Genomic DNA, 21,644 nt, shown 5'->3' on the forward strand with positions numbered 1-21,644 from the left:
GAATCAACCAATGACGACAATTCAAGAAGGAACAACAGACCGAGAATCAATGAAGCGTGACTACTATAAACTTTTTATCAACGGTGAACAAGTCGATAGCAGCAATGGGGAGCGCACAAAAATTTATAATCCTGCGACTGGCGAACTGTTAGCTGAAGTGGCGAAAGCGACGAAAGAAGACGCTGAAAAAGCTGTTCGGGCTGCGAGAGATTCTTTTGATAAAGGAAAGTGGAAAATAACGCCTGCGGGACGTCGTGCCCGTGTATTGAACAAAATTGCGGAAATTATGGGCGCTCGCTTTAATGAACTTGTGGAACTGGAAATTTTGAATACAGGAAAATCACTTGCAGCTGCGAAAGGACAGATCGCACAAGCAATCGAAGACTTTGAATTTTACGCAGGCGCTATCGTCGGACATGGTGGATCTGTCAACAACGTACCTGGGCAATTTCATAACTACACAGAAAAAGAGCCGCTTGGTGTATGTGCACAAATCATTCCATGGAACTATCCACTCATGATGGCAGCTTGGAAGATTGCACCTGCGATTGCAGCAGGATGCTCGGTCGTGATTAAGCCGGCGTCTCTAACGCCGCTTACAGCTATTATTCTTGGAGAAATTTGTCATGAAGCAGGCGTGCCAGCAGGCGTTGTTAACATTGTGCCAGGATCTGGTTCAGAGATTGGCAACTACTTAGTAGAACATGAATTAGTGAATAAAGTAGCGTTTACGGGGTCAACTGCAATTGGAAAAGACATTATGGCAAGAGCGGCTGGAACAGTAAAACGCGTAACATTAGAACTAGGCGGGAAATCCCCAAGCCTTGTTTTTGAGGATGCAGATATTGATGCAGCTGTCGATGGTTCTCTCTACGGTGCGTTCAATAACACGGGGCAATCTTGTGATGCACGTTCACGCATTTATATTCATGAAAATGTGTACGACGAGTTCGTTGAGAAATTTATCGCGAAAACTGAAAAACTCGCAGTCGGGGATCCATTCAGTAAGGCAACACATATGGGTGCAATTATCGATCAAGCCCAGTTGGACACAGTGAAAATGTATGTGCAATCTGCAATCGATGAAGGCGCTGAAATCCTGACGGGCGGCAAAGAGTTGAAACCGGAAGGCTATGAAAATGGTTTTTGGTATGCGCCGACAATTATCGGAAACGTAACACAAGATATGAAAGTTGTTCGTGAAGAAATCTTTGGACCAGTTGTTGTCGTGTCGAAGTTTAAAGACGAAAAAGAAGCGATTTTCTTAGCGAATGATTCGGATTATGGTTTAGCCTCATCTATTTGGTCAACAAATACGGCAACTACAACACGTGTCGCCAACCAAATTCAAGCGGGAATCGTAATGATCAACACGCCATTCTCTGCCTTCCCAGGCACGCCATTCGGCGGCTTCAAACAATCCGGGTTCGGACGTGAACTGTCAGCCGGCTCGCTTGACCTATACACGGAAACGAAAAGCATCATGTCGTACTTTGGAAGCCGACCAGTAAATCCGTTTGGATTATAAGATAACTAAAAGGCATATTGGTTTCACACTTAATATTAATAAACAACGGACAGGGATGTATGATCTCCTGTCCGTATTCTTTCATTATAAAAAGGAGGAATACTCATGATTAAGCGTATCGTCGTGGTCGGTTCCGGTGTGATGGGGAGAGGGATTGCCTATGTCGGTGCCCTTGGCGGGTACTCAGTTACACTTGTCGATATTAACGAAACTGCACTTCAAAATGCAAAGGATGAAATAGAATCTATTTTTGATAAAGGAATAAAGTATGGAAAAATTTCAGCAGACGCAGTGAAGAATGCGAGTCAAAAATTAGGCTATGAAAATGATTTAACAAAAGCAGCAGGAAACGCTGATTTAATTATTGAAGCAGTACCTGAAATGGCATCGATTAAAAAGCAGGTATTTGAGGAAATTGAGAAACACGCTTCAAAAGAGTGTTATTTCGCAACGAATACTTCTACGATGAGTCCAACGGAAATTGCTTCCTTTGGTAAACGTCCTACTAAAACAATTGCCATGCATTTTTTCAATCCAGTACATAAAATGCCACTTGTAGAAATTGTCAAGGGATTGGAAACGAGTGATGAGACGGTTGAAGTAATCAGGGAAGTGGCCGTGAGAATGGGTAAAGAAACTGTTGTCATCAATGAATTTCCCGGGTTCATCACTAGCAGGATTAGTGCACTTGTAGGTAACGAAGCATTTTTCATGCTACAAGAGGGACTTGGAACACCGGAAGAAATTGATAAGGCGATTAAACTTGGCTTAAATTATCCCATGGGCCCATTTGAACTTGGTGATTTGGTGGGACTTGATACGCGCTTAAATAACTTGAAATATTTGCATGAAAAGCTTGGTGAAAAGTACAGACCAGCGCCTCTATTAGAACAATATGTTAAAGCGGGCCGACTTGGTCGAAAAAGTGGCAAGGGCGTATATGACTATGCACTTGAGGAAGAGTTGGTTAGGAAATGAGAGAAGTCGTCATAGTGGATGCTGTCCGTACACCTATCGGAAGATACAATGGCGCTCTAAGAGAAGTGCGCCCGGATGATTTAGGAGCAGTCGTTATTAAAGCGCTTGTCGAAAGGAATCCAAATCTTCCGGTAGAGAAGATTGAAGAAGTCATTTTCGGCAACGCCAATCAAGCTGGCGAAGATAACCGGAATGTGGCGCGAATGGCCGGCCTTTTGGCGGGGCTTCCAGTTGAAGTGGCGGGCACGACGATCAACCGCTTATGTGGTTCAGGACTAGACGCTGTTCTCTACGCCGCGAGAGCAATCGCAGTCGGGGACGGAGATATTTACATTGCAGGCGGGACAGAAAGTATGACGCGTGCACCATTTGTTATGGCAAAGCCCGATAAAGCAAACCCCCGTGGCGATATGGAATTGTTAGATACTACAATTGGTTGGCGTTTCACGAATAATAGTTTGAAAAAAATGTATGGCGCAGATTCAATGCCGCAAACTGCTGAAAATGTTGCACAGCGGTATAAGATAACGCGCGAAAGTCAGGATTTATTTGCATTTGAAAGCCAGCAACGTGCAAAAAAAGCAATGGAAGAAAATCGGTTCGCTGAAGAAATAGTTCCCGTAGTTTATCAAGACCGTAAGGGGAACGGAATCACTGTGGATCGGGATGAGCACCCGCGGCCAGATACAACTCTAAAAGATCTCGCTAAACTACGACCCATAGTTGATGGAGGCACTGTTACCGCAGGCAATGCTTCCGGTGTTAATGATGGTGCATCTGCATTGCTTCTGATGAGTTCTGAAAAAGCGAAAGAACTCAACCTTACACCACTTGCGCGATATGTGATCGGAGCAACGGCTGGACTTGAACCTGCTGTAATGGGGCTTGGTCCAATTTACGCTTCGAGAAAAGCATTGGAACGGGCAGGACTTACGATAAATGACATTGGGCTTGTTGAATTGAACGAAGCCTTTGCCTCTCAATCCATCGAGTGTATACGTCAGTTGGAGGTAGATGACAGTAAAGTGAATGTCAACGGCGGGGCAATCGCTTTTGGGCATCCTTTAGGGGCTAGTGGCGCGCGAATTCTTACTACACTTCTGCATGAAATGAAAAAACAGAACGTTAAATATGGGCTGGCGACGATGTGTGTCGGGGTAGGGCAGGGAATTGCAGCAATCATTGAAAATGTAATGGACTAAAGGAGAAGGGAAAATGACAACTGTTTTATATGAAAAAAAGAACAATATTGCCTATGTGACCATTAACCGGGAAGACATGTTAAATTGCTTTGATTATGAAACCCTTCATAAGCTTCAGGAAGTGACGGATTCGATTTCACTCGATCGAGAGGCGCGGGTGGTCATTTTTACTGGAGCAGGCGACAAATCATTTTCTGCAGGAGCCGATTTGAAAGAACGAAAAACATTGAATGAGATGGAAGTTAAAAGAAATGTCAAGGCAATTAGAGATGCATTCAAAGCAATCGCAAACCTTCCGCAGCCAACAATAGCAGCGGTGAACGGCTATGCTTTAGGTGGTGGTTTTGAATTGATGATTGCTTGCGACTTTTCCATTGCAGCAGAAGGAGTAAAAATGGGACTGACTGAAACGAGTTGGGCGATCATCCCAGGGGCAGGCGGGACACAAAGGCTTCCACGACTTGTAGGGGAGATGAAAGCGAAGGAGCTAATCTTCACCGCAAGAAAGTTCACGGCAGAAGAAGGTTTGCAATTAGGTGTCATTCTGAAGGTGGTTAAACGGGAAAACCTTCTTGCTGCTTGTGAAGAACTCGCCTTTGATATGATGAAAAATGGCCCGGTTGCGATTCAGCAAGCTAAATATGCTATCACACAAGGGATGAATACGGATTTGCAGACGGGACTTGCGATTGAATCGAAAGCGTACGAATTAATAATCCCAACCGAAGATCGAATGGAAGCTCTACTTGCATTTAGCGAAAAAAGAAGTCCGGTATTTACCGGGAAATGAGTTTTCTTTTAGTAATATAACGATATAATGGAAGAAGGGGAAGTTATGATATATCTTTAATGAGTGAAAAAGAAAGAGTGAGCTTAATTGGCCAATACACAGTCAATGATTTTTACCATATACGGAGACTATATCCGTCATTACGGAAATAAGATTTGGATAGGCAGTCTGATTCGATTATTGAAGGAATTCGGCCATAATGAACAATCAGTTCGTGTAGCCGTCTCTAGAATGATGAAGCAAGGCTGGCTTAACTCTGAAAAAAAAGGGAATAAAAGCTATTACTTTCTGACACACCGCGGAGAATTAAGAATTGAAGAAGCGGCTACTCGTATTTTTAAATTGGCACCACACGAGTGGGATGGAAAATGGCGTATGCTTATGTATACGATTCCCGAAGAGAAAAGGCAGATACGTGATGAACTGCGTAAAGAGCTTTTATGGAGCGGATTTGGAAGTTTTTCCAATGGTTGCTGGATAACACCGAATGACCTAGCGAAAGAAGTGAGTCTGCTTATTGATAAATATGAGATCCAACCTTACGCAGATCTATTCTTATCCGAATATGAAGGGCCGCAGGCGAATCGAGCGCTCGTTGAGAAAAGTTGGCCGCTTGAAGAAATCGAAGGGAAGTACCAAGAATTCATTTCCACGTATAGCAATAACTATATCATCCATCAAAGTATGATGAACAATGGGCAGATGACAGATGCTGAGTGTTTCGTAGAGAGGACAAAACTTGTTCATGAATACCGCAAGTTCCTCTTTATTGATCCCGGTTTGCCGAAAGAGTTGCTGCCAGAAATCTGGAAAGGCAACCATGCTGCCCATTTATTTGAACAATATTATAAGTTGTTGGCGCAATCAGCCAGCAGGTTTTTCGAAGATGTGTTTCAAGAAGATAATGACATGCGGCGAAAAGACAAATCGTATGATGCAGAAGTTCACCCGCTGATTATTGACTAATCGTCTATTGCAGCATATGTTCAGAGTTTACTTCATTTAAGCAAAATAATGGTCATTCCATCATATTCACTTCGTAAGACAAACAATTAGGTGCCTCAATGGCAACAGGTTCGGTTGATGGGGAGAAAATATTGAAAAACACTGCGTTCGGGGACACAATTCACATATGAATTGGTGTCCCTGTTTTTGTTGTTCCATCAACATTTAGATGCCTTCTATTGATGAATTGGTACCACAATTGGCACAGGAATTAGCACAGCGCATAAATTTAATTGCCTTTGTAAATTCCGTTGTTAAAACACTTGCTGATTGGATATTGGAAAGTAAATTATATAAGGAAGATGAGAAATCTATGGTGAAATATACCAAAGATTGTGAAATGTTATTTGACTAACGGGGCAGTTTCTCGAATAAGGAGTTATGAAGGATTCTTTTTATCAATGTAGAAGGTAATAAAGAAATATTTTTAAGAGGAGCGTTGATAAAAAATGAGTTTATTTGAAAGAATTGACACGATTTGTTTAAATGTCAGTAATGTTGAAGAAGCAAGTATCTGGTATCAAGATGTATTAGGATTCAATGAGTCTTTTAAAGGTGACAATTATCGGATTTTAACTATTGGAACCAGTGAAGTCCCCTTGACTATTGAAAGTGGCATTGTGAAATCTTCGCATAGTCAGGTTTATCCAATTTTTTTTACTAAAGATATTGAGAATACTTATGAGATTTTAAAAGGAAATAGTGTAACTGTTAGCGAACTACAAAATGACGGTATGAATAAATTTTTTGACTTATATGATTTAGATGGTAACAAGTTGCAGGTTTGTTATTGGGAGTAGAGTTAACGCAGCAGGTTAGTTCAATAAGAACCTGAGTAGGTTTTAATCCACTCCTATATTTCTTAAAAACATATGCTATAAGAAATGATAGGGTGAAACTATGTCCAAAAAAGAAAATTAGTAAAAATAGAACCTATCGGTTGTTGTCCACCAGTTAAGTACACAGCACTAAATAGTTGTTGTCTTCCAGACTTCTCGTCTTCGTGTCTTTGTGACTGTTGTGTTACTCCACTTCAGTCCGTCTTACAACAACTTGTTGGGCAAACTGTAATCATTGCCACTATTGCAGACCCACCAAATGCCCAACCACTCGTTTTTTTATTCACAATTGTTGAAGTAAATGATTTTTTAGTTACTGTGACAGATGAAGTGACAACCTATGTGGTAAATATTTCTGATGTTATAGGGGTAGGATTTTTACCACCAGGGCCTACTATCAACTTGTTGTCACCTGTTACTTCTGGTTGCGAATGTGATTGTCGTGAACGACCAATTAGACAATTGCTAGATACACTTATCGGTTCTACAGTGAATCTTTTAGTAAGTAATGGTTCTACTGCAGTAAATTTTAACGTAGAACAAACAGGTCTTGGCATAGTGTTAGGTACTTTACCAATAGATACACTCATTAGATTTGCAATTTCAACTTGCAAAATCACGGCTGTAGGGCAGATTAATTGAATAAAGAATGATACTAAAAACAAATATTTAGTTAGTAAGTAGTTATTAATAATTGGTAACTATCTTGTTCAACGGGTGCTTTACTTGAAGAAAAAAAATAAATAAGAAGGGTCGATTTCTCTTATAGAAATCGACCTTTTTAAGTGTGTATGCTGCATGCATCTTAGTAGACATAAGACCCGTTCACGGAAGTAGTTACCTCTATTACTCAATAAGAAAAGTTACTCTGAAAAGGCAACCGACTCTTGTTTAACTAAGCACCCGTTAGTGATAGAAATAAATATAAAAAACTAGAATAAATAATGTTACCCCTAATGTCTTAACCATTTTAATCATACTACCGGACTCCCAGTATCCAATACTATCGTAAACAAAGCGGACGATAACTAATATGATTGCTTTTGGTGTAGTGATTTTTGATAATTTACTATTTTATGGTGATACAAGTAGTCGATTGCCCTTCACTCCATCTTTTTCACGAATAGAATACTATAGATGGAGGTGAAAAAAATGAATTATTACAACTCCCACTCTAATCGTGGATGTAATAAATGTAATAGCCATACTTGTTCTTGCAAAATAAAATGCGAAGTACCAAGAGTATCTATAGGCCCGTTTAGAGCTTCCGAATCTGCGGGATCGACTAGTACTACCACAGCCACATGTGGGCTATGCGAATACGGGTATATTTACAACCTAACTCCGCAAACGGTAGCTATAGAGGCTGATGTCCTTTTTGATTCAAATGGAATTATTACACCTGGAATTACACACACACCCGGAGCCTCTCAAATTACAGTTATTAATCCGGGAGATTACGAAGTTACTTTTTCGGTGTCGGGTACAGAACCCAACCAGTTCGGGTTATTTATAAATGGCTTACCTGTTGCGGGAACAATCTATGGCTCAGGTGCTGGCACTCAGCAAAACAATGGGCAGGCTATTATCTCCATAGCTGCTAACGATGTTCTTACACTTCGAAATCATTCTTCTGCTGCTGCAGTTGGACTTGCGTCTGTAATAGGTGGCACACAAGCAAACGTAAACGCTTCTATTGTCATTAAAATGTTAAATCGCAATGGATAAAAAGGAATACTCGGTAGTAACGATTTTTGTTTTTAATGAATTTTAATAGAGGCTTCAGAAACCGGAAAATGACATAAATAGTGAAATAAAAACAATGACGCCACCTTTATTAACTTACTTGTTATCCCAGATTATCTTTTTATTTAGCAACATTTCAACATTTTTTCTTGAACTAAAATGCCCGTTAGCCATCCATGTAGCGCTGATTTTGCGCTACATGGATGGCTAACGGGGGCTTATTTAAGATGACTACGGTTTTAAGCAATCGGGCGCGTTTGTTGCACAAAACAATTAAAGGGGTGGCGATCGCCATCTCTTTTTTATTTGGCCAGTGCAATCCTTATAGTAAGCACGGAAAGGGGTCTCATTTTTTCCATTTCAGGTTAGTTGCACTTTTCTCCCCATCAACCGAACCCGTTACCCAAATGGCAACCCAGTATTTTTACTTATTATCTTGATCGGAAAAAATATCACGATAATCATAGCCTTTTTGTACATATGAATCAATCGATAGCTGAATGATTTCAAAATCACTCTCGTTCAATTCCCTTACTACCTTCCCTGGTGTTCCGACAACGAGAGAGCGTGGTGGGATTTTTTTTCCTGGCGGAATCAACGTGTTGGCGCCAATAATACACTCTTCGCCAATTTCTGCATGGTCAAGGATGGTAGATCCCATTCCAATGATCGAACGTCTTCCGACCTTACAACCATGCAGGATTACGTTATGCCCGACGGTCACCTCATCTTCTACGACAACCGGGGCATCTTCATATAAATGAATTGTTGAATTATCCTGGATGCTGCATCGATTCCCAATTGTAATGGGCCCTTCATCTCCCCGTAAGACCGTATTAAACCAGATGGTCGACTCTGTTCCTACTTTGACGTCCCCAATGACTTTAGCGCCCGGGGCGACGAAAACCGTCGGGTCGAGTAACGGACTTTTCCCTTTATATGTGATTAACAAAACAAATCTCCTCCTCCTGTATTAGCCAGACTGACTAAACTGACACCCAATTAGGACAAGATAGAAATTTCTCTTAATCTTAATTGTTTTTTAACTTAGATTAGTATAACATATATTCATAGGGGTGAACAAAAAATGATATATGTTTGTGATATGCTTCAGATCGACTTTCCAATTATTCAGGGAGGGATGGGGAATATCAGTAATGCCCAGCTGACTGCGGCTGTATCAGAAGCAGGTGGCCTTGGCACTATCGGATGCGGAACGTTGCCTCCGGATGAAGTTGAAAAAATAATAATGGAAACAAAACGTCTGACGAACAGGAATTTCGCTATTAATATCGCAATCAGTGTTTCTCCTTATGTAAAAGAGTTGATCGGTCTTGTACTCAAACATAAGATACCTATTGTTTCCCTATCGGCAGGAAATCCAACACCGTATATCCCTGTGCTGCAAGAAAATGGTGTAACAGTCATTGCGCTTGTTGCTTCAGTGCAGCATGCACGTAAAGCGGAGGCGGCGGGAGCGGATATTCTTGTGGCGGAGGGGTTCGAGGCAGCTGGCATCAACTCCAATTTAGAACTGACGACCTTCACATTAATACCGCAGATTGTGAAGAACGTTACTGTACCGGTCATTGCTGCAGGTGGAATAGGTGACGGTAAAGGGTTGGCAGCTGCACTTATGTTAGGTGCCAGCGGTGTGCAAATTGGCACCCGCCTAATAGCGACAAAGGAAGCGCCATTCCATGACCGTTATAAACAGAACCTTGTCGATGCAAGTGACACGGAAACCATACTGATTGGGCGCAGTATAGGGAGGCTCAGACGAATCTTGAAGACACCTTATGCCATGAAACTTAAAGAATTGGAAGAATCGGGGATGTCACTGGAACAATATAGTGAATTGACTTCTGAACTAAAGCATATCAAAGGTGCAATCGAGGGCGATATGGAAAATGGATTCATCAATAGCGGACAAATAGCGGGCTTAATAGAAAACATCCCGTCTGTGAAAGAGTTATTCGCTTCTTTGATGGAAGAGGCGGAAAATCAGTTGAATCGAACGATGCAAGAATTCAAAAGCATGTTAACAGACAAACAAAATTGAATGCGTGATAAGTAAGAGGCAACCTATTAAAATACTTCTAATAAAGACTTATAGACATATATTTAATATGATAAGTGTCGAATAATTATTTGTAATATTTGCACTAAGTTGAAGAGGATTGCGTCCTTAAATATGAAAATGAAAAAGTGTATCAAAGTTTTGTAAGCGCTTGCAAATGAATTTTTTTCTTACAACAACACCTATTATTAACATCAAATTAATTACCTATCACTATACATTAAGTAGGGGATAAATGATGAGGTCAGGGATGAAAGTAGGAAGAGAGGAAACGATTGAAATAACTGTGACAGAGGATATGTTTGCTTCATTTGAAGGGCAAGTTGTTCATCCTGTCTATTCAACGGTCGCCATGACATACCATATGGAGTGGGTGTCCAGGAAAATCATCCTTCCATTTTTAGAAAAAGATGAGGAGGGGATGGGCGCTTCAGTCCAGTTGAAACATCTCGCAGCCTCACCTCTTGGAACCACTGTTACTTTGACGGCGACGCTTGTTGAATATCGGGATAATAAGGTAGTGACAAAAGTTACAGCATCCAATCATCTTGGATTAATCGGAAAAGGTGAAGTGGTGCAAGTCATATTGCCTAAAGAAAAGATTATGCAGAAGTTAAAAGAGGCTTCTATTTGAAACTGTTAAATTGGTTCGTACAATCCTAGGGGGGAATCACATGATGTTAGCTGAAAAACCATCAATAACAAAGGAATTTGAACTTTTTGATCGAATGAGTGAGCATGAACAGGTCGTTTTCTGTAACGACCCTTCCACAGGTTTGCGTGCAATCATCGCAATCCATAATACAACGCTTGGCCCAGCTTTAGGCGGATGCCGCATGCACCCTTATGCCAGTATGGAAGAAGCATTAGAAGATGTTCTTCGTCTTTCAAAAGGAATGACCTATAAATGCGCGGCTGCCGATGTCGATTTCGGAGGTGGGAAAGCAGTTATTATCGGTGATCCCAAAACAGATAAGTCACCTGAATTATTCCGGGCGTTCGGTCAATTTGTAAACTCATTGGGCGGCCGCTTCTATACAGGAACGGATATGGGAACTACGATGGATGATTTCATTCATGCGATGAAAGAGACCAACTTCATCAATGGTCTCCCTGAAGCGTACGGAGGTGGTGGCGATTCATCGATCCCGACTGCAGAAGGCGTTTTATACGGCATAAAAGCGACCAATCAGTTTGCTTTTGGACATGACGAGTTAGGCCAGCAAATCTATTCGATTCAAGGGCTTGGGAAAGTTGGTTTCAAAGTAGCAAGTGGATTGCTTGAAGCAGGCGCCCGCATTTACGTGACAGATATTAACGAAGAACGTTTGCGTGCAATTGAAGAAGTTGCAGGAAGAACGACAGGTAGCGTACAAATTGTTGCAAGTGAGGACATCTATTCGCAAGAAGCGGATCTATTCATACCGTGTGCATTTGGCGGGATTATAAATGATGCTACAATTCCCCAATTTAAAGTGAAAGCGATTGTAGGTTCCGCTAACAATCAGTTATTGGATGACAGGCATGGTAAACAATTGCGTGATAAAGGGATTTTATATGCACCGGATTATATCGTCAATTCAGGTGGACTTATCCAAGTGGCAGACGAATTGTATGGCATTAATCATGAACGGGTGCTTGCCAAAACAAAACATATATACGACGCAATTTTGGAAGTATATAAGGAAGCTGAGTACACCGGAAAAACAACAGAAGAATCTGCAAATGCGATGTGCGAAAGAAGAATAGCAGACCGGGGAAAACGGAATAACTTTTACTCAGCGCCAATGAAACCGAAGTGGGCGATTCGCAATCTATCATGAGTGGAGGCGTATTTGTGGAACATAACTATCCTATTAAAAGAATAATAGATGATAAAGGATTTTTCGTGGATGCGGATTATGAAGAGCGGATCGACGAAAAGTTGGTTAAAGAGTTGTATTACCATATGGTACGAATTCGGACCTTTGATAGGAAAGCGATAAACTTACAACGACAAGGACGCCTGGGAACCTATGCACCATTTGAAGGGCAGGAAGCTGCACAAGTCGGCAGCGCACTTGCATTGAATGACAATGACTGGGTTTTCCCGACCTATCGGGATCATGGTGCAACGCTTACGTTTGGAAAAAGTATGGCCACTACGTTTTTGTATTGGAATGGACGGATGGAAGGTTGTCTAACTCCGGCAGTCAGACAAATCTTCCCGCCAGCTGTTCCGATTGCGACTCAAATCCCACATGCGGCCGGCGCCGCTTGGGCTGAAAAGAAAAGGGGCACAAAAAATGCGGCAATTGCCTATTTCGGTGACGGAGCTACATCCGAAGGCGACTTTCACGAGGGATTGAATTTTGCAAGTGTATTCAAAGTGCCAGTTGTCTTTTTCAACCAAAATAATGGGTATGCAATTTCTGTTCCAATTGAAAAACAAATGAACTCAAAGACCATCGCACAAAAATCAGTTGCCTATGGTATGCCAGGAATCCGCGTAGATGGAAATGATTGTTTTGCAGTCTATTTTGAAACGAAAAAAGCATTTGACCATGCAAGAAGCGGTAACGGTCCGACATTAATAGAAGCAGTTACATGGCGAAAAGGGGCTCATACGACTGCGGATGATCCATCTAAGTACCGTACGGAAGAACGAGCGAAGGATTTCGTTGACCCGCTTATACGTTTAGAGTTATTTATGAAGAATTATGGCTACTGGGATGACGCTTGGAATGAGGACATTAAGGAAAAAACATCCCGGGAAGTCGAAGCAGCTGTCGAAGAAATGGAGAAGTTCCCCCCACCGAATGTTGAAGACGTTTTTGACCATGTATACGCTGAAATGCCAGCTCAACTAGCCAAGCAAAAAGAAGCGTATCTAGCACATTTAGGGAGGAAATGAGTGATGACACAAGTGAAAGAGTCGCATCAAAAAAGCGAGACGACTAAACAGATGACGTTAATTCAAGCAATCAATGACGCCATGCGTTTAATGCTTGAAGAAGATGATCGTACTGTCATTTTAGGTGAAGATATTGGTAAAAATGGCGGGGTGTTCCGCGCAACAGAAGGGCTCCAGGAAGCGTTCGGTGAAGAAAGGGTCGTTGACACGCCGTTGTCGGAAGCCGGAATAATTGGGACATCAATCGGTCTTGCTGTTAACGGTTTTAGACCGGTTGCAGAAATCCAGTTCCTTGGCTTTATCTATCCCGCGTACGAACAGATCATGACTCATGTCTCGAGGATCCGGATGAGATCGATGTCCCGTTTTACAGTGCCCATGGTCATTCGGGCTCCGTACGGTGCAGGCATCCGGGCGCCGGAGATTCATTCTGATAGTACTGAAACCCTATTCACGCATATGCCTGGCATCAAAGTGGTCTGCCCATCCAGTCCATACGATGCAAAGGGGTTATTGATTGCAGCAATGGAAGATCCAGATCCAGTGCTTGTCCTCGAACCGATGAAAAACTATCGTTCGAAAAGGGAAGAAGTGCCTGTTGGGAAATATACTGTGGAAATTGGTAAAGGGAAGTTAGTTCGTGAAGGTGAGGATGTAACACTCATATCTTGGGGAGCTATGGTTTCGGTAGCTGAAAAGGCGGCAGAGCAGGCCGAGAAAAAAGGGATTAGTTGTGAAATTATTGATCTACGGACATTGTATCCAATTGATAGCGAGATGATAGCTGAGTCTGTAAAAAAGACGACAAGAGCAGTCATCATTCATGAGGCGCATCATACAGGAGGGCTTGGCAACGATATTATTTCGATAATTAACGATACAGCTTTCCTTTATTTGCGCGCTCCAATTGAAAGAATTACAGGATTTGATGTCCCTGTTCCATTCTTTGCATTAGAAGAACATTATCTTCCAACACCTGCACGTATCGTGGAAGGAATAGAGAAAGTGCTTCATTTTTAAGGGGGAACTGTAATGCTTGAAATAAAGTTGCATGATATCGGGGAAGGCATGACTGAAGGGGAAGTGATCCATTATTTAGTCAAGGTTGGCGATACGGTTACGACCGACCAGCCGCTTGTCGAGGTGCAAACAGACAAAATGGTTGCTGAACTCACTTCACCATGTGCAGGTATCGTGAAAGAGATTCGTATCGAAGTTGGTGAAACAGTTAAGGTCGGAACAAGCTTGCTATCTATTGAAACGAATGAAGTTTTGGCGATAGGACAAAAATCGCAAACCGAAACAAAACAATCCATTGAGGAAAATGCAAATCCTACAATAAAAGCTGGTGAAAAATCATCAGCCTCAATTCCTTTTCATCGCGTGCTTGCGGCACCGTATACACGTAAAATTGCACGTGATAACAATATTAATATTGAAGATGTCCATGCTAGTGATCCTTCTGGAAGGATCACTGAAGATGATATCTTTCGATTCCTCGAAGGAAAAAAATTCACAATCGAACCAATTGCCGATAGGAAGCCGGCAGTGGCTGACCAAGCGATTCCTGATGAAATCCCTTTTAGGGGTATCCGGAAGAAAATTGCAGAAAAGATGACGAAATCGCTCTTTACAATACCTCATGTCACTCATTTCGACGAAGTGAATATGACGAATTTAGTTAAATTGAGAGAGCAATTGAAAACAGCGGGTGAATCGGTCAGTGTCCCGGCATTCCTGATCAAGGCGCTTGTTATTTCTTTGAAGGATTTCCCGATATTCAATGCTGAACTCGATGAAGAAAATAACCGGATCCTACTCAAGAAAAACTATCATATCGGAATTGCAACGAATACGGACAACGGACTACTTGTTCCTGTTGTCCATGATGCCGATAAAAAATCGATCAAGGAGATTAATGAAGACGTCAAAGCATTAACGGCAAAAGCGATTGCTGGTAAGTTACAACCGTTTGAAATGCAGAATAGCACGTTTACCGTGAGTAATGTCGGGCCTCTTGGCAGTACGGGTGCAACACCGATTATCAATTACCCGGAAACGGGACTTATTGCTTTTCACAAAACAAAAAAACAGCCAATCGTCAATGAGCATGATGAAATCGTTATAGGTCATATCATGACACTTTCTTTTGTCTTTGACCACCGTGTTGCTGATGGCGCAACAGCTGTTGCATTTACGAATCGCTTTGCAAGTCTAATTGAACAGCCTCACAAGCTGATGATGGAGATGGTTTAATGGTTGTCGGCGAAATCAGTCAGGAAAGAAATCTGATGATCATCGGGGGAGGGCCTGGTGGCTATTCTGCTGCCATCCGTGGCGCACAATTGGGTCTCTCGGTTACGTTGGTTGAACAGGCTGACATTGGCGGTGTCTGTTTGAATGAAGGATGTATTCCTTCAAAGATCATTACACATGCCGCCTCTAAACGTTCAGAATCTGCCCATTTACAGGAACTCGGAATTGGCGGTTCGGATTATCCATTCGATTTCCAGAAGCTGCTTGCATATAAAGGTAGGGTTATCAATCAGCTTAGGTCTGGTGTTGAACACCTTTGTAAGGAAAATAAAATTGAAATAATCCGTGGAAAAGCGACTTTCATCGCTGCTGACAAGATCGGTGTGGAAAATGGGCATCAATTCGATATATACGAATTTCAGCAAGTCATTATCGCTACTGGGAGTACAGCGGTTATGTCTTCTGATATGAAAGAAAAAGGGGAAAGAACCCTTTTGCCTCATGAACTTTTTGCATTGGAGGAAGTGCCTGAACACCTCATTGTAAGAGGCAGTGATTACATTGCACTTGAAGCCGCTTCAAGTTATGCAGCACTTGGCGTAAAAGTAAGTGTTGTGATTGATAACAAAGCAAGTTTTCCTTTTGATGAATCCATCAATAAAGAATTAGGTCGGCTGTTTAAAAAACGGAAAATCAAAGTGTATAAAGAACTTCAATTCATCTCAACAAATGAGACAAAAGACGGGATTACAATGACTTTTCTAACGGATAAAAACGTGGAGGAGACGATATGCGGGTCACATCTATTCGTGTCTGGAACGAGGATCCCGAATTTGGAGCCATTGGGCATAAGTCGTTTCGGGATTGACCGAACAGTCGGTGGTTTTATAAAGGTAGATGGAAATATGCAAACATCGCTGCCGGCTATATATGCAATTGGCGATGTGACGGAAGGTCCAATGCTTGCAATAAAAGCGATCAAACAAGGGAAAGCGGCTGTAGCCTCGATTGCAGGACAACAAACGGAAGTCGACCTGACGTTTATGCCAGTCGTTGCACAAACAATTCCGCCAGCCGTTTCCGTAGGGTTGACGGAGCAAAGTGCACGCGAGTTTGGATTGGCAGTTCGCACAAGTCAATTTGCTCTTGGCAGTAATGGGTATGCAACACTATCGGGTAAAAAAGATGGATTCATTAAAGTGATTTCAGATGCTACTACTGAAATCATACAAGGTATTCATATGATTGGTGAAGGGGCCATTGAGCTGTCAGGTTCCTTTGTACAATTGCTTGAAATGGCTGCGAGAGAAGAAGACTTAAAATTCCCACTTTACGCACATCCGGGTATCATTGAAGGTTTTCTTGAAGCGGTAGAGGGATTGGTCGGGCAGGCGATACATGCCGCGCCGGTTAAGCGAGATGTCGCTGTCAATCATTTTCAAATAAACACCAAATAAAACAACCTGTAAAGGGGGAAAAAAGATGAAGAATAAGTGGAAAAAAGTGTTGGCGGTTATTTTCAGTTCAGCTCTACTGCTTGCAGCGTGTGGTACGGGGGGAAGTGGAAGTAAGAATTCGGGAGCATCCTCTAAGACATACAAAATAGGTGTCACTCAAATCGTAGAACATCCATCACTCAATGCCGCATACGATGGTTTCAAAAAAGCTCTGGAAGATGCGGGGATTAAAGCGGAATTTGACGTGCAAATTGCTCAAGGCGACAATAGTGCCAACACAACAATCGCGACGAATCTCGTCAGCTCAGGTGTCGACCTGATATTCGCAAACTCTACTCCTAGTGCTCAAGCGGCTGCAAGTGCGACAACGGACATTCCTATTATTTTCACTTCGGTAACCGACGCAGTGGGGGCAGAACTTGTTGAATCAATGGAAGAACCCGGAGGCAACGTAACAGGTACGATCGATGCCCATCCGGACGCAATATCAGAAACGATGAAATTCCTCAAAGAGCAATTGGGAGCGAAAAAGGTTGGAATGGTGTTTAACTCTGGAGAACAAAACTCAAGAGCTCAAGTGGACTCAGTGAAGGAAATGCTGAAAGATATGGATATGACAGTTGTTGAAGCGTCAGTTGCGACGTCAGCGGATGTAAAATCAGCGGCTGAATCGTTGATCGGCAAAGTGGATGCTTTCTATATCATTACAGACAATACAGTCGTTAGTGCGTTAGAGTCCGTGATTTCGGTCGCTAATGATAATAAAATTCCGATGATGGTCGGTGAATTTGACTCAGTAAAGCGAGGCGGTTTAGCGGCATACGGATTTGAATACTTTGACATCGGTTATGAAGCAGGGCAAATGGCTGTCAAAGTATTGAAAGGTGAAAGTAAACCTTATGAATTGCCAGTTCAGATTCCACAAAAGTTGAAATTGATTATGAATAAAGAAACGGCAACTTTGCTTGGACTCGACATTAAAGACGAATGGAAAGCTGAATTCAGTGAATAAATAGGGGGCGATTCCATATGTTTTCAGCTATATTCGGCTCCGTAGAACAAGGAATCATCTATGCAATCATGGCACTCGGTGTGTATCTTTCATTCCGAGTGCTAGACTTTCCGGATTTGACAGTTGACGGTAGTTTTGTAACAGGGGCCGCAGTAGCTGCAACGATGATTATTTTCGGATATCATCCGGTGTTTGCAACGGTAGTCGCCATTGTTATAGGGTTCCTTGCTGGTTGTGTAACCGGCTTATTGCATACGAAAGGGAAAATCAATGCACTCCTTTCCGGGATATTAATGATGATTGCCTTGTATTCAATAAATTTACGCATAATGGGACTGACCTCGGAGAATTCCATAGGTAAACCGAATATCCCTTTATTGAAAGCTGAAACGATGTTTTCCCAGTTCAAATCGTTTTGGAGTCCTTTAGGCATCGATACCTCGATTAATAATTTTCTCGCCATGGTAGGATTCAAAAACTTGCCTTCAACCTACGGTACATTATTCATCATGATCATTATCGCCTTGATCATCAAATTTATCGTGGATTGGTTTTTGAAAACCGAGGTGGGCCTGGCGATAAGGGCTACCGGTGATAATAAAAAAATGATCAGAAGTTTATCAGCAAATACGGACACGCTCATTATTGTGGGGCTTGGCTTTTCGAACGCATTAGTAGCGTTTTCGGGTGCATTGATTGCTCAGTATTCCAAATTTGCCGACGTCGGAATGGGAATTGGAATGATTATCATTGGGTTGGCATCCGTTATTATCGGCGAAGCGATATTTGGTACTAAAACAATAGTGCGCACGACATTTGCCGTAATTGCTGGAGCCATCATTTATAGAATTGTACTGGCTCTTGCCCTTAGGGTGGACTTACTTGACCCAGGGGATATGAAGTTAATTACTGCTGTCATTGTAATTGGGGCATTAATTTTGCCGCAGTACCTTGAAAAGAGACGAGAAAAAAGAAGAAAAGCGAAACGCCATGCTGAACGATTACTGGAGCATGAGCAATTGCGTGAAGGAGCGTAATGCCCTTGCTAAAGATTAATCAGATTAATAAAATATTTAACGAATCGACACCCGATGAAAAAATTGCTTTGGATCAAATAAATCTTACATTGAATACCGGGGACTTTATGACTGTAATCGGCAGCAATGGCGCTGGAAAATCCACTATGCTGAATATGATTTCAGGCGCTCTATCTCCTGATTTCGGTATCATAGAAATAGCAGGTAAAGATGTTACAAGAATGCCTGAATACAAGCGTTCGCAAATGATTGGAAGAGTGTTTCAAGACCCGATGGCCGGTACTGCCCCATCGATGACGATTGAAGAGAACCTTGCCATGGCTTACTCCAGAAATAAAAAACGTGCGTTAAAAAAGGGAGTGGATAAAAAGCGGCGCGAATTTTTCCGTGAATCCCTTGAAACGCTTCATTTGAATTTAGAGAATCGTTTGAATGCAAAAGTAGGAATGCTTTCTGGAGGGGAAAGGCAAGCACTCTCCCTCTTGATGGCAACATTCACCCAACCGTCCATTTTGCTTTTAGATGAGCATACGGCTGCATTGGATCCTTCACGAGCAGAATTAATTACCAATCTAACAAAGCAACTTGTTGAAAAAGATAAGCTTACTACGTTGATGATCACACATAATATGCAACAGGCGTTAGACCTCGGCAACAGGCTCATCATGATGGATAAAGGACAAATTATCCTTGAAATAGAGACTGAGGAAAAGAAGAACTTGACGATTCCTAAGTTAATGGAAGAATTCCAGCGCATTCGGGGAGAAAAAATGACAAGCGACAAAGCATTGTTGTCTGTCTGAAAGTTCATACAAGTACTAACAAAAGGGGTGAAATGTATGAAGGCAAGACTTAAAGTATTAGGATCGCAAGTTCTATCTTCTGTGGATGTGAATCCGGCTACGAATTCCGTCACCCTTCTTGACGGAGAAGTAAGTCTTGATGATCATCAGATTGACAACCCGATTACCGGGACGGTTTTTGGAACGTTATTGAACTATATAGGAGAACTTGAAAGTTTGGGTGATGCTGTATATGACAAACCATATGGCTCGCCGCCAATCGCCCCCGTCCTTTATATCAAACCGGCAAATACGTATAACCGTAACGGCGGATCGATTCCCATGCCGAAAGGACTATCAAACCTGAGAATAGGCGCAGCGCTTGGGTTGGTTATCGGAAAGCAGGCAATCGCTTTGGATGAAGAAAACGCCCTGACGTATGTTGCGGGCTATACAATCGTCAATGATACAAGCGTTCCGCATGATAGTGTATACCGTCCAGCTGTTCAACATCAGGCACGCGATGGATTTTGCTCAATCGGACCATGGATTGTCGATCACCATGAGGTCAAAAACCCCGATGATTTAGTCATCCGTGTATTCATTAATGAAAAGCTTCAACAGGAAAATTCCACATCGAATCTGATTCGTCCAGTCTCTCGTTTGCTTGCAGATGTAACTGAGTTCATGACGTTAAGTCCTGGGGATGTGTTACTTGTGGGTGTTCCTGAGAATGCGCCATTGGTCCAAATAGGCGATAAGATCCGGATTGAGATAGAAGGTATAGGGAATCTCGAAAACGTGATTGTGGACGAAAAAGAAACAAAATGGAGAGAGCTGATATGAGGAAAGCAAGGACAGCTTATGGGGGTGCCATTCATGAAGCGGTTGAATGGGAAGGGAAACTCAAATTAGATGATGGTCGAATAGTGGATGAGCACGAGGTGATTTGGCTGACGCCAATAGAGCCGCGAACCGTGTTTGCATTAGGGTTGAATTATGCAGATCATGCAGCGGAACTTGCATTTTCCGCTCCATCAGAACCACTTGTTTTCTTAAAAAGTCCAAATACGTTTGTCGGGCATAATGCATATACCCGTCGACCCGTAGATGTAACCTATATGCATTATGAATGTGAATTGGCAGTCATCATCGGCAAAACAGCCCGGAATGTAAAAACTGAAGATGCCTACAATTATATTAAAGGCTATAGTGTCGCCAATGATTATGCAATCAGAGATTACTTGGAAAACTATTATCGTCCAAACTTGCGCGTGAAAAATCGTGATACCGGTACGCCATTCGGTCCATGGATTGTTGATGCTGTAGATGTGGCTGATCCCATGAATCTAAAATTGACGACGCATGTCAATGACAAACTCGTCCAGGAAGGTACAACCGCAGATATGATTTTCGATATCCCGACACTCATTTCCTATTTAAGCAGCTTTATGACATTGAGTGAAAACGATGTCATTCTGACAGGTACCCCGAAAGGATCTGTCGATACAGCAGTCGGTGACGTAGTCGTCACGGAAATTGAGGGAATCGGGCGTTTGGTCAATACAATAATCGGCGATGAATCATTTACAAATCGTTAGTACGAGAAAGGGTGGTTTTAGTTGCCGTTTTTTTTAGTCGAGTACACGGATAATATAAAAGAAGAAGTGGATATCAAAAAACTATTAGAAGAGAGTCATAAGGTTCTTATTGCAAGAGACACTGTTTTTCCGATAGGCGGTCTTCGTTCGAGAGCGATTGAGTTAAAAGAGTATCGCGTGGCAGATGGTGCTGAGGATGATGCTTTCGTCCATGCACAGCTGAAAATCGGAGCTGGTCGCTCTGAGGAAGTAAAAAAAGACGTTTGTGATGCGTTATTTGAAGTGATGAAAGAACATTTCCATCCTGTCATGTCCAAGCGTTATTTAGCATTGTCAATGGAATTAGTTGAATTTAGTGAAGCAGGTACTTATAAACAGAATAACATTCACAATCGATTTAAAAAGTAGATAAACTCATAACAAATAGGAGGGAATCGA

The 21,644-nt window shown here is 42.1% G+C and carries 22 protein-coding genes and 1 pseudogene; 22 read left to right on the top strand and 1 reads right to left on the bottom strand.

Going from position 1 to position 21,644, the window contains the following annotated elements; genetic code table 11:
• Positions 1-10 precede the first annotated feature (10 nt).
• From ACFPZG_RS07975 to ACFPZG_RS08015, 9 genes and pseudogenes are all read left to right on the top strand, one after another.
• A complete protein-coding gene (locus ACFPZG_RS07975) occupies positions 11-1,528 on the top strand; it encodes an aldehyde dehydrogenase family protein (protein ID WP_317939967.1) in 1,518 nt (505 codons plus the stop codon).
• 105 nt (positions 1,529-1,633) lie between these two features.
• A complete protein-coding gene (locus ACFPZG_RS07980) occupies positions 1,634-2,506 on the top strand; it encodes a 3-hydroxyacyl-CoA dehydrogenase (RefSeq protein ID WP_317939968.1) in 873 nt (290 codons plus the stop codon).
• Positions 2,503-3,708: an acetyl-CoA C-acyltransferase gene (locus ACFPZG_RS07985; protein ID WP_317939969.1), complete on the top strand. Its 1,206-nt coding sequence runs from the start codon at positions 2,503-2,505 to the stop codon at positions 3,706-3,708. The genes ACFPZG_RS07980 and ACFPZG_RS07985 overlap by 4 nt, the downstream gene beginning before the upstream one ends.
• Positions 3,709-3,721: 13 nt before the next feature.
• Positions 3,722-4,498, top strand: a complete 777-nt coding sequence (locus ACFPZG_RS07990; RefSeq protein WP_317939970.1) for an enoyl-CoA hydratase-related protein — start codon at positions 3,722-3,724, stop codon at positions 4,496-4,498.
• Between the two features lie 105 nt (positions 4,499-4,603).
• On the top strand, positions 4,604-5,464 hold the full coding sequence (gene paaX / locus ACFPZG_RS07995; RefSeq protein ID WP_283734646.1) for a phenylacetic acid degradation operon negative regulatory protein PaaX: 861 nt from the start codon (positions 4,604-4,606) through the stop codon (positions 5,462-5,464).
• Between the two features lie 208 nt (positions 5,465-5,672).
• Complete coding sequence (locus ACFPZG_RS08000) at positions 5,673-5,858, top strand: hypothetical protein (protein WP_381426622.1); 186 nt, start codon at positions 5,673-5,675, stop codon at positions 5,856-5,858.
• A 94-nt stretch (positions 5,859-5,952) separates the two neighbouring features.
• The gene (locus ACFPZG_RS08005; RefSeq protein WP_283731975.1) at positions 5,953-6,303 is read left to right on the top strand and encodes a VOC family protein; all 351 of its coding nucleotides are present in this window, start codon (positions 5,953-5,955) and stop codon (positions 6,301-6,303) included.
• A gap of 195 nt (positions 6,304-6,498) precedes the next feature.
• Positions 6,499-6,984: pseudogene (locus ACFPZG_RS08010) on the top strand (hypothetical protein); the annotation flags it as partial.
• Between the two features lie 510 nt (positions 6,985-7,494).
• Positions 7,495-8,070 (top strand): BclA C-terminal domain-containing protein, encoded by a 576-nt coding sequence (locus ACFPZG_RS08015; RefSeq protein ID WP_283731974.1) that lies wholly within the window; start codon positions 7,495-7,497, stop codon positions 8,068-8,070.
• Between the two features lie 442 nt (positions 8,071-8,512).
• Here ACFPZG_RS08015 and ACFPZG_RS08020 read toward each other — a convergent pair whose 3' ends face one another.
• Entirely contained in the window at positions 8,513-9,040 is a 528-nt protein-coding gene (locus ACFPZG_RS08020; RefSeq protein WP_317939971.1) for a gamma carbonic anhydrase family protein, read from the bottom strand.
• Between the two features lie 135 nt (positions 9,041-9,175).
• Between ACFPZG_RS08020 and ACFPZG_RS08025 the strand changes: the two genes are divergently transcribed.
• The 13 genes from ACFPZG_RS08025 to ACFPZG_RS08085 all read left to right on the top strand — a co-directional run bounded on the left by ACFPZG_RS08025 (position 9,176) and on the right by ACFPZG_RS08085 (position 21,614).
• Positions 9,176-10,150 (top strand): NAD(P)H-dependent flavin oxidoreductase, encoded by a 975-nt coding sequence (locus ACFPZG_RS08025; protein ID WP_283731973.1) that lies wholly within the window; start codon positions 9,176-9,178, stop codon positions 10,148-10,150.
• A 256-nt stretch (positions 10,151-10,406) separates the two neighbouring features.
• Positions 10,407-10,802, top strand: coding sequence for a thioesterase family protein (locus ACFPZG_RS08030; RefSeq protein WP_283734645.1), 396 nt, complete (start codon positions 10,407-10,409; stop codon positions 10,800-10,802).
• 40 nt (positions 10,803-10,842) lie between these two features.
• Positions 10,843-11,991 carry a Leu/Phe/Val dehydrogenase gene (locus ACFPZG_RS08035; protein WP_283731972.1) on the top strand — a complete coding sequence of 383 codons (1,149 nt, stop codon included), beginning with the start codon at positions 10,843-10,845 and terminating at the stop codon, positions 11,989-11,991.
• 14 nt (positions 11,992-12,005) lie between these two features.
• The gene (gene pdhA / locus ACFPZG_RS08040) at positions 12,006-13,061 is read left to right on the top strand and encodes a pyruvate dehydrogenase (acetyl-transferring) E1 component subunit alpha (RefSeq protein WP_317939972.1); all 1,056 of its coding nucleotides are present in this window, start codon (positions 12,006-12,008) and stop codon (positions 13,059-13,061) included.
• Positions 13,062-13,064: 3 nt separating this feature from the next.
• Positions 13,065-14,081, top strand: coding sequence for an alpha-ketoacid dehydrogenase subunit beta (locus tag ACFPZG_RS08045; RefSeq protein ID WP_283731971.1), 1,017 nt, complete (start codon positions 13,065-13,067; stop codon positions 14,079-14,081).
• 12 nt (positions 14,082-14,093) lie between these two features.
• Positions 14,094-15,317, top strand: a complete 1,224-nt coding sequence (locus tag ACFPZG_RS08050; protein ID WP_283731970.1) for a dihydrolipoamide acetyltransferase family protein — start codon at positions 14,094-14,096, stop codon at positions 15,315-15,317.
• Entirely contained in the window at positions 15,317-16,774 is a 1,458-nt protein-coding gene (locus ACFPZG_RS08055; RefSeq protein ID WP_317939973.1) for a dihydrolipoyl dehydrogenase family protein, read from the top strand. Before ACFPZG_RS08050 ends, ACFPZG_RS08055 begins: the two co-directional genes overlap by 1 nt.
• Positions 16,775-16,799: 25 nt before the next feature.
• Entirely contained in the window at positions 16,800-17,786 is a 987-nt protein-coding gene (locus ACFPZG_RS08060; protein WP_283731968.1) for an ABC transporter substrate-binding protein, read from the top strand.
• Positions 17,787-17,803: 17 nt separating this feature from the next.
• The gene (locus tag ACFPZG_RS08065; protein ID WP_317939974.1) at positions 17,804-18,823 is read left to right on the top strand and encodes an ABC transporter permease; all 1,020 of its coding nucleotides are present in this window, start codon (positions 17,804-17,806) and stop codon (positions 18,821-18,823) included.
• Between the two features lie 5 nt (positions 18,824-18,828).
• Positions 18,829-19,626 carry an ABC transporter ATP-binding protein gene (locus ACFPZG_RS08070; protein WP_317939975.1) on the top strand — a complete coding sequence of 266 codons (798 nt, stop codon included), beginning with the start codon at positions 18,829-18,831 and terminating at the stop codon, positions 19,624-19,626.
• Positions 19,627-19,662: 36 nt separating this feature from the next.
• Positions 19,663-20,451 (top strand): fumarylacetoacetate hydrolase family protein, encoded by a 789-nt coding sequence (locus ACFPZG_RS08075; protein ID WP_283731967.1) that lies wholly within the window; start codon positions 19,663-19,665, stop codon positions 20,449-20,451.
• Complete coding sequence (locus ACFPZG_RS08080) at positions 20,448-21,206, top strand: fumarylacetoacetate hydrolase family protein (RefSeq protein WP_317939976.1); 759 nt, start codon at positions 20,448-20,450, stop codon at positions 21,204-21,206. Before ACFPZG_RS08075 ends, ACFPZG_RS08080 begins: the two co-directional genes overlap by 4 nt.
• Positions 21,207-21,227: 21 nt before the next feature.
• Entirely contained in the window at positions 21,228-21,614 is a 387-nt protein-coding gene (locus tag ACFPZG_RS08085) for a 5-carboxymethyl-2-hydroxymuconate Delta-isomerase (RefSeq protein ID WP_283731966.1), read from the top strand.
• Positions 21,615-21,644 lie beyond the last annotated feature (30 nt).

The organism is Sporosarcina thermotolerans, assembly GCF_042658975.1.
Lineage (GTDB): Bacteria > Bacillota > Bacilli > Bacillales_A > Planococcaceae > Sporosarcina > Sporosarcina thermotolerans.

What these genes read in the sequence shown, in the direction of transcription:
- ACFPZG_RS08075 (WP_283731967.1), top strand. Translation starts at nt 19,663, where the DNA reads ATGAAGGCAAGACTTAAAGTATTAGGATCGCAAGTTCTATCTTCTGTG.
- ACFPZG_RS08080 (WP_317939976.1), top strand. Translation starts at nt 20,448, where the DNA reads ATGAGGAAAGCAAGGACAGCTTATGGGGGTGCCATTCATGAAGCGGTT.
- ACFPZG_RS08060 (WP_283731968.1), top strand. Translation starts at nt 16,800, where the DNA reads ATGAAGAATAAGTGGAAAAAAGTGTTGGCGGTTATTTTCAGTTCAGCT.
- ACFPZG_RS08055 (WP_317939973.1), top strand. Translation starts at nt 15,317, where the DNA reads ATGGTTGTCGGCGAAATCAGTCAGGAAAGAAATCTGATGATCATCGGG.
- ACFPZG_RS08035 (WP_283731972.1), top strand. Translation starts at nt 10,843, where the DNA reads ATGATGTTAGCTGAAAAACCATCAATAACAAAGGAATTTGAACTTTTT.
- ACFPZG_RS08000 (WP_381426622.1), top strand. Translation starts at nt 5,673, where the DNA reads ATGCCTTCTATTGATGAATTGGTACCACAATTGGCACAGGAATTAGCA.
- ACFPZG_RS08030 (WP_283734645.1), top strand. Translation starts at nt 10,407, where the DNA reads ATGAGGTCAGGGATGAAAGTAGGAAGAGAGGAAACGATTGAAATAACT.
- paaX (WP_283734646.1), top strand. Translation starts at nt 4,604, where the DNA reads ATGATTTTTACCATATACGGAGACTATATCCGTCATTACGGAAATAAG.
- ACFPZG_RS07975 (WP_317939967.1), top strand. Translation starts at nt 11, where the DNA reads ATGACGACAATTCAAGAAGGAACAACAGACCGAGAATCAATGAAGCGT.
- ACFPZG_RS08045 (WP_283731971.1), top strand. Translation starts at nt 13,065, where the DNA reads ATGACACAAGTGAAAGAGTCGCATCAAAAAAGCGAGACGACTAAACAG.
- ACFPZG_RS08005 (WP_283731975.1), top strand. Translation starts at nt 5,953, where the DNA reads ATGAGTTTATTTGAAAGAATTGACACGATTTGTTTAAATGTCAGTAAT.
- ACFPZG_RS08015 (WP_283731974.1), top strand. Translation starts at nt 7,495, where the DNA reads ATGAATTATTACAACTCCCACTCTAATCGTGGATGTAATAAATGTAAT.
- ACFPZG_RS08050 (WP_283731970.1), top strand. Translation starts at nt 14,094, where the DNA reads ATGCTTGAAATAAAGTTGCATGATATCGGGGAAGGCATGACTGAAGGG.
- ACFPZG_RS08065 (WP_317939974.1), top strand. Translation starts at nt 17,804, where the DNA reads ATGTTTTCAGCTATATTCGGCTCCGTAGAACAAGGAATCATCTATGCA.
- ACFPZG_RS07990 (WP_317939970.1), top strand. Translation starts at nt 3,722, where the DNA reads ATGACAACTGTTTTATATGAAAAAAAGAACAATATTGCCTATGTGACC.
- ACFPZG_RS08025 (WP_283731973.1), top strand. Translation starts at nt 9,176, where the DNA reads ATGATATATGTTTGTGATATGCTTCAGATCGACTTTCCAATTATTCAG.
- ACFPZG_RS07980 (WP_317939968.1), top strand. Translation starts at nt 1,634, where the DNA reads ATGATTAAGCGTATCGTCGTGGTCGGTTCCGGTGTGATGGGGAGAGGG.
- ACFPZG_RS07985 (WP_317939969.1), top strand. Translation starts at nt 2,503, where the DNA reads ATGAGAGAAGTCGTCATAGTGGATGCTGTCCGTACACCTATCGGAAGA.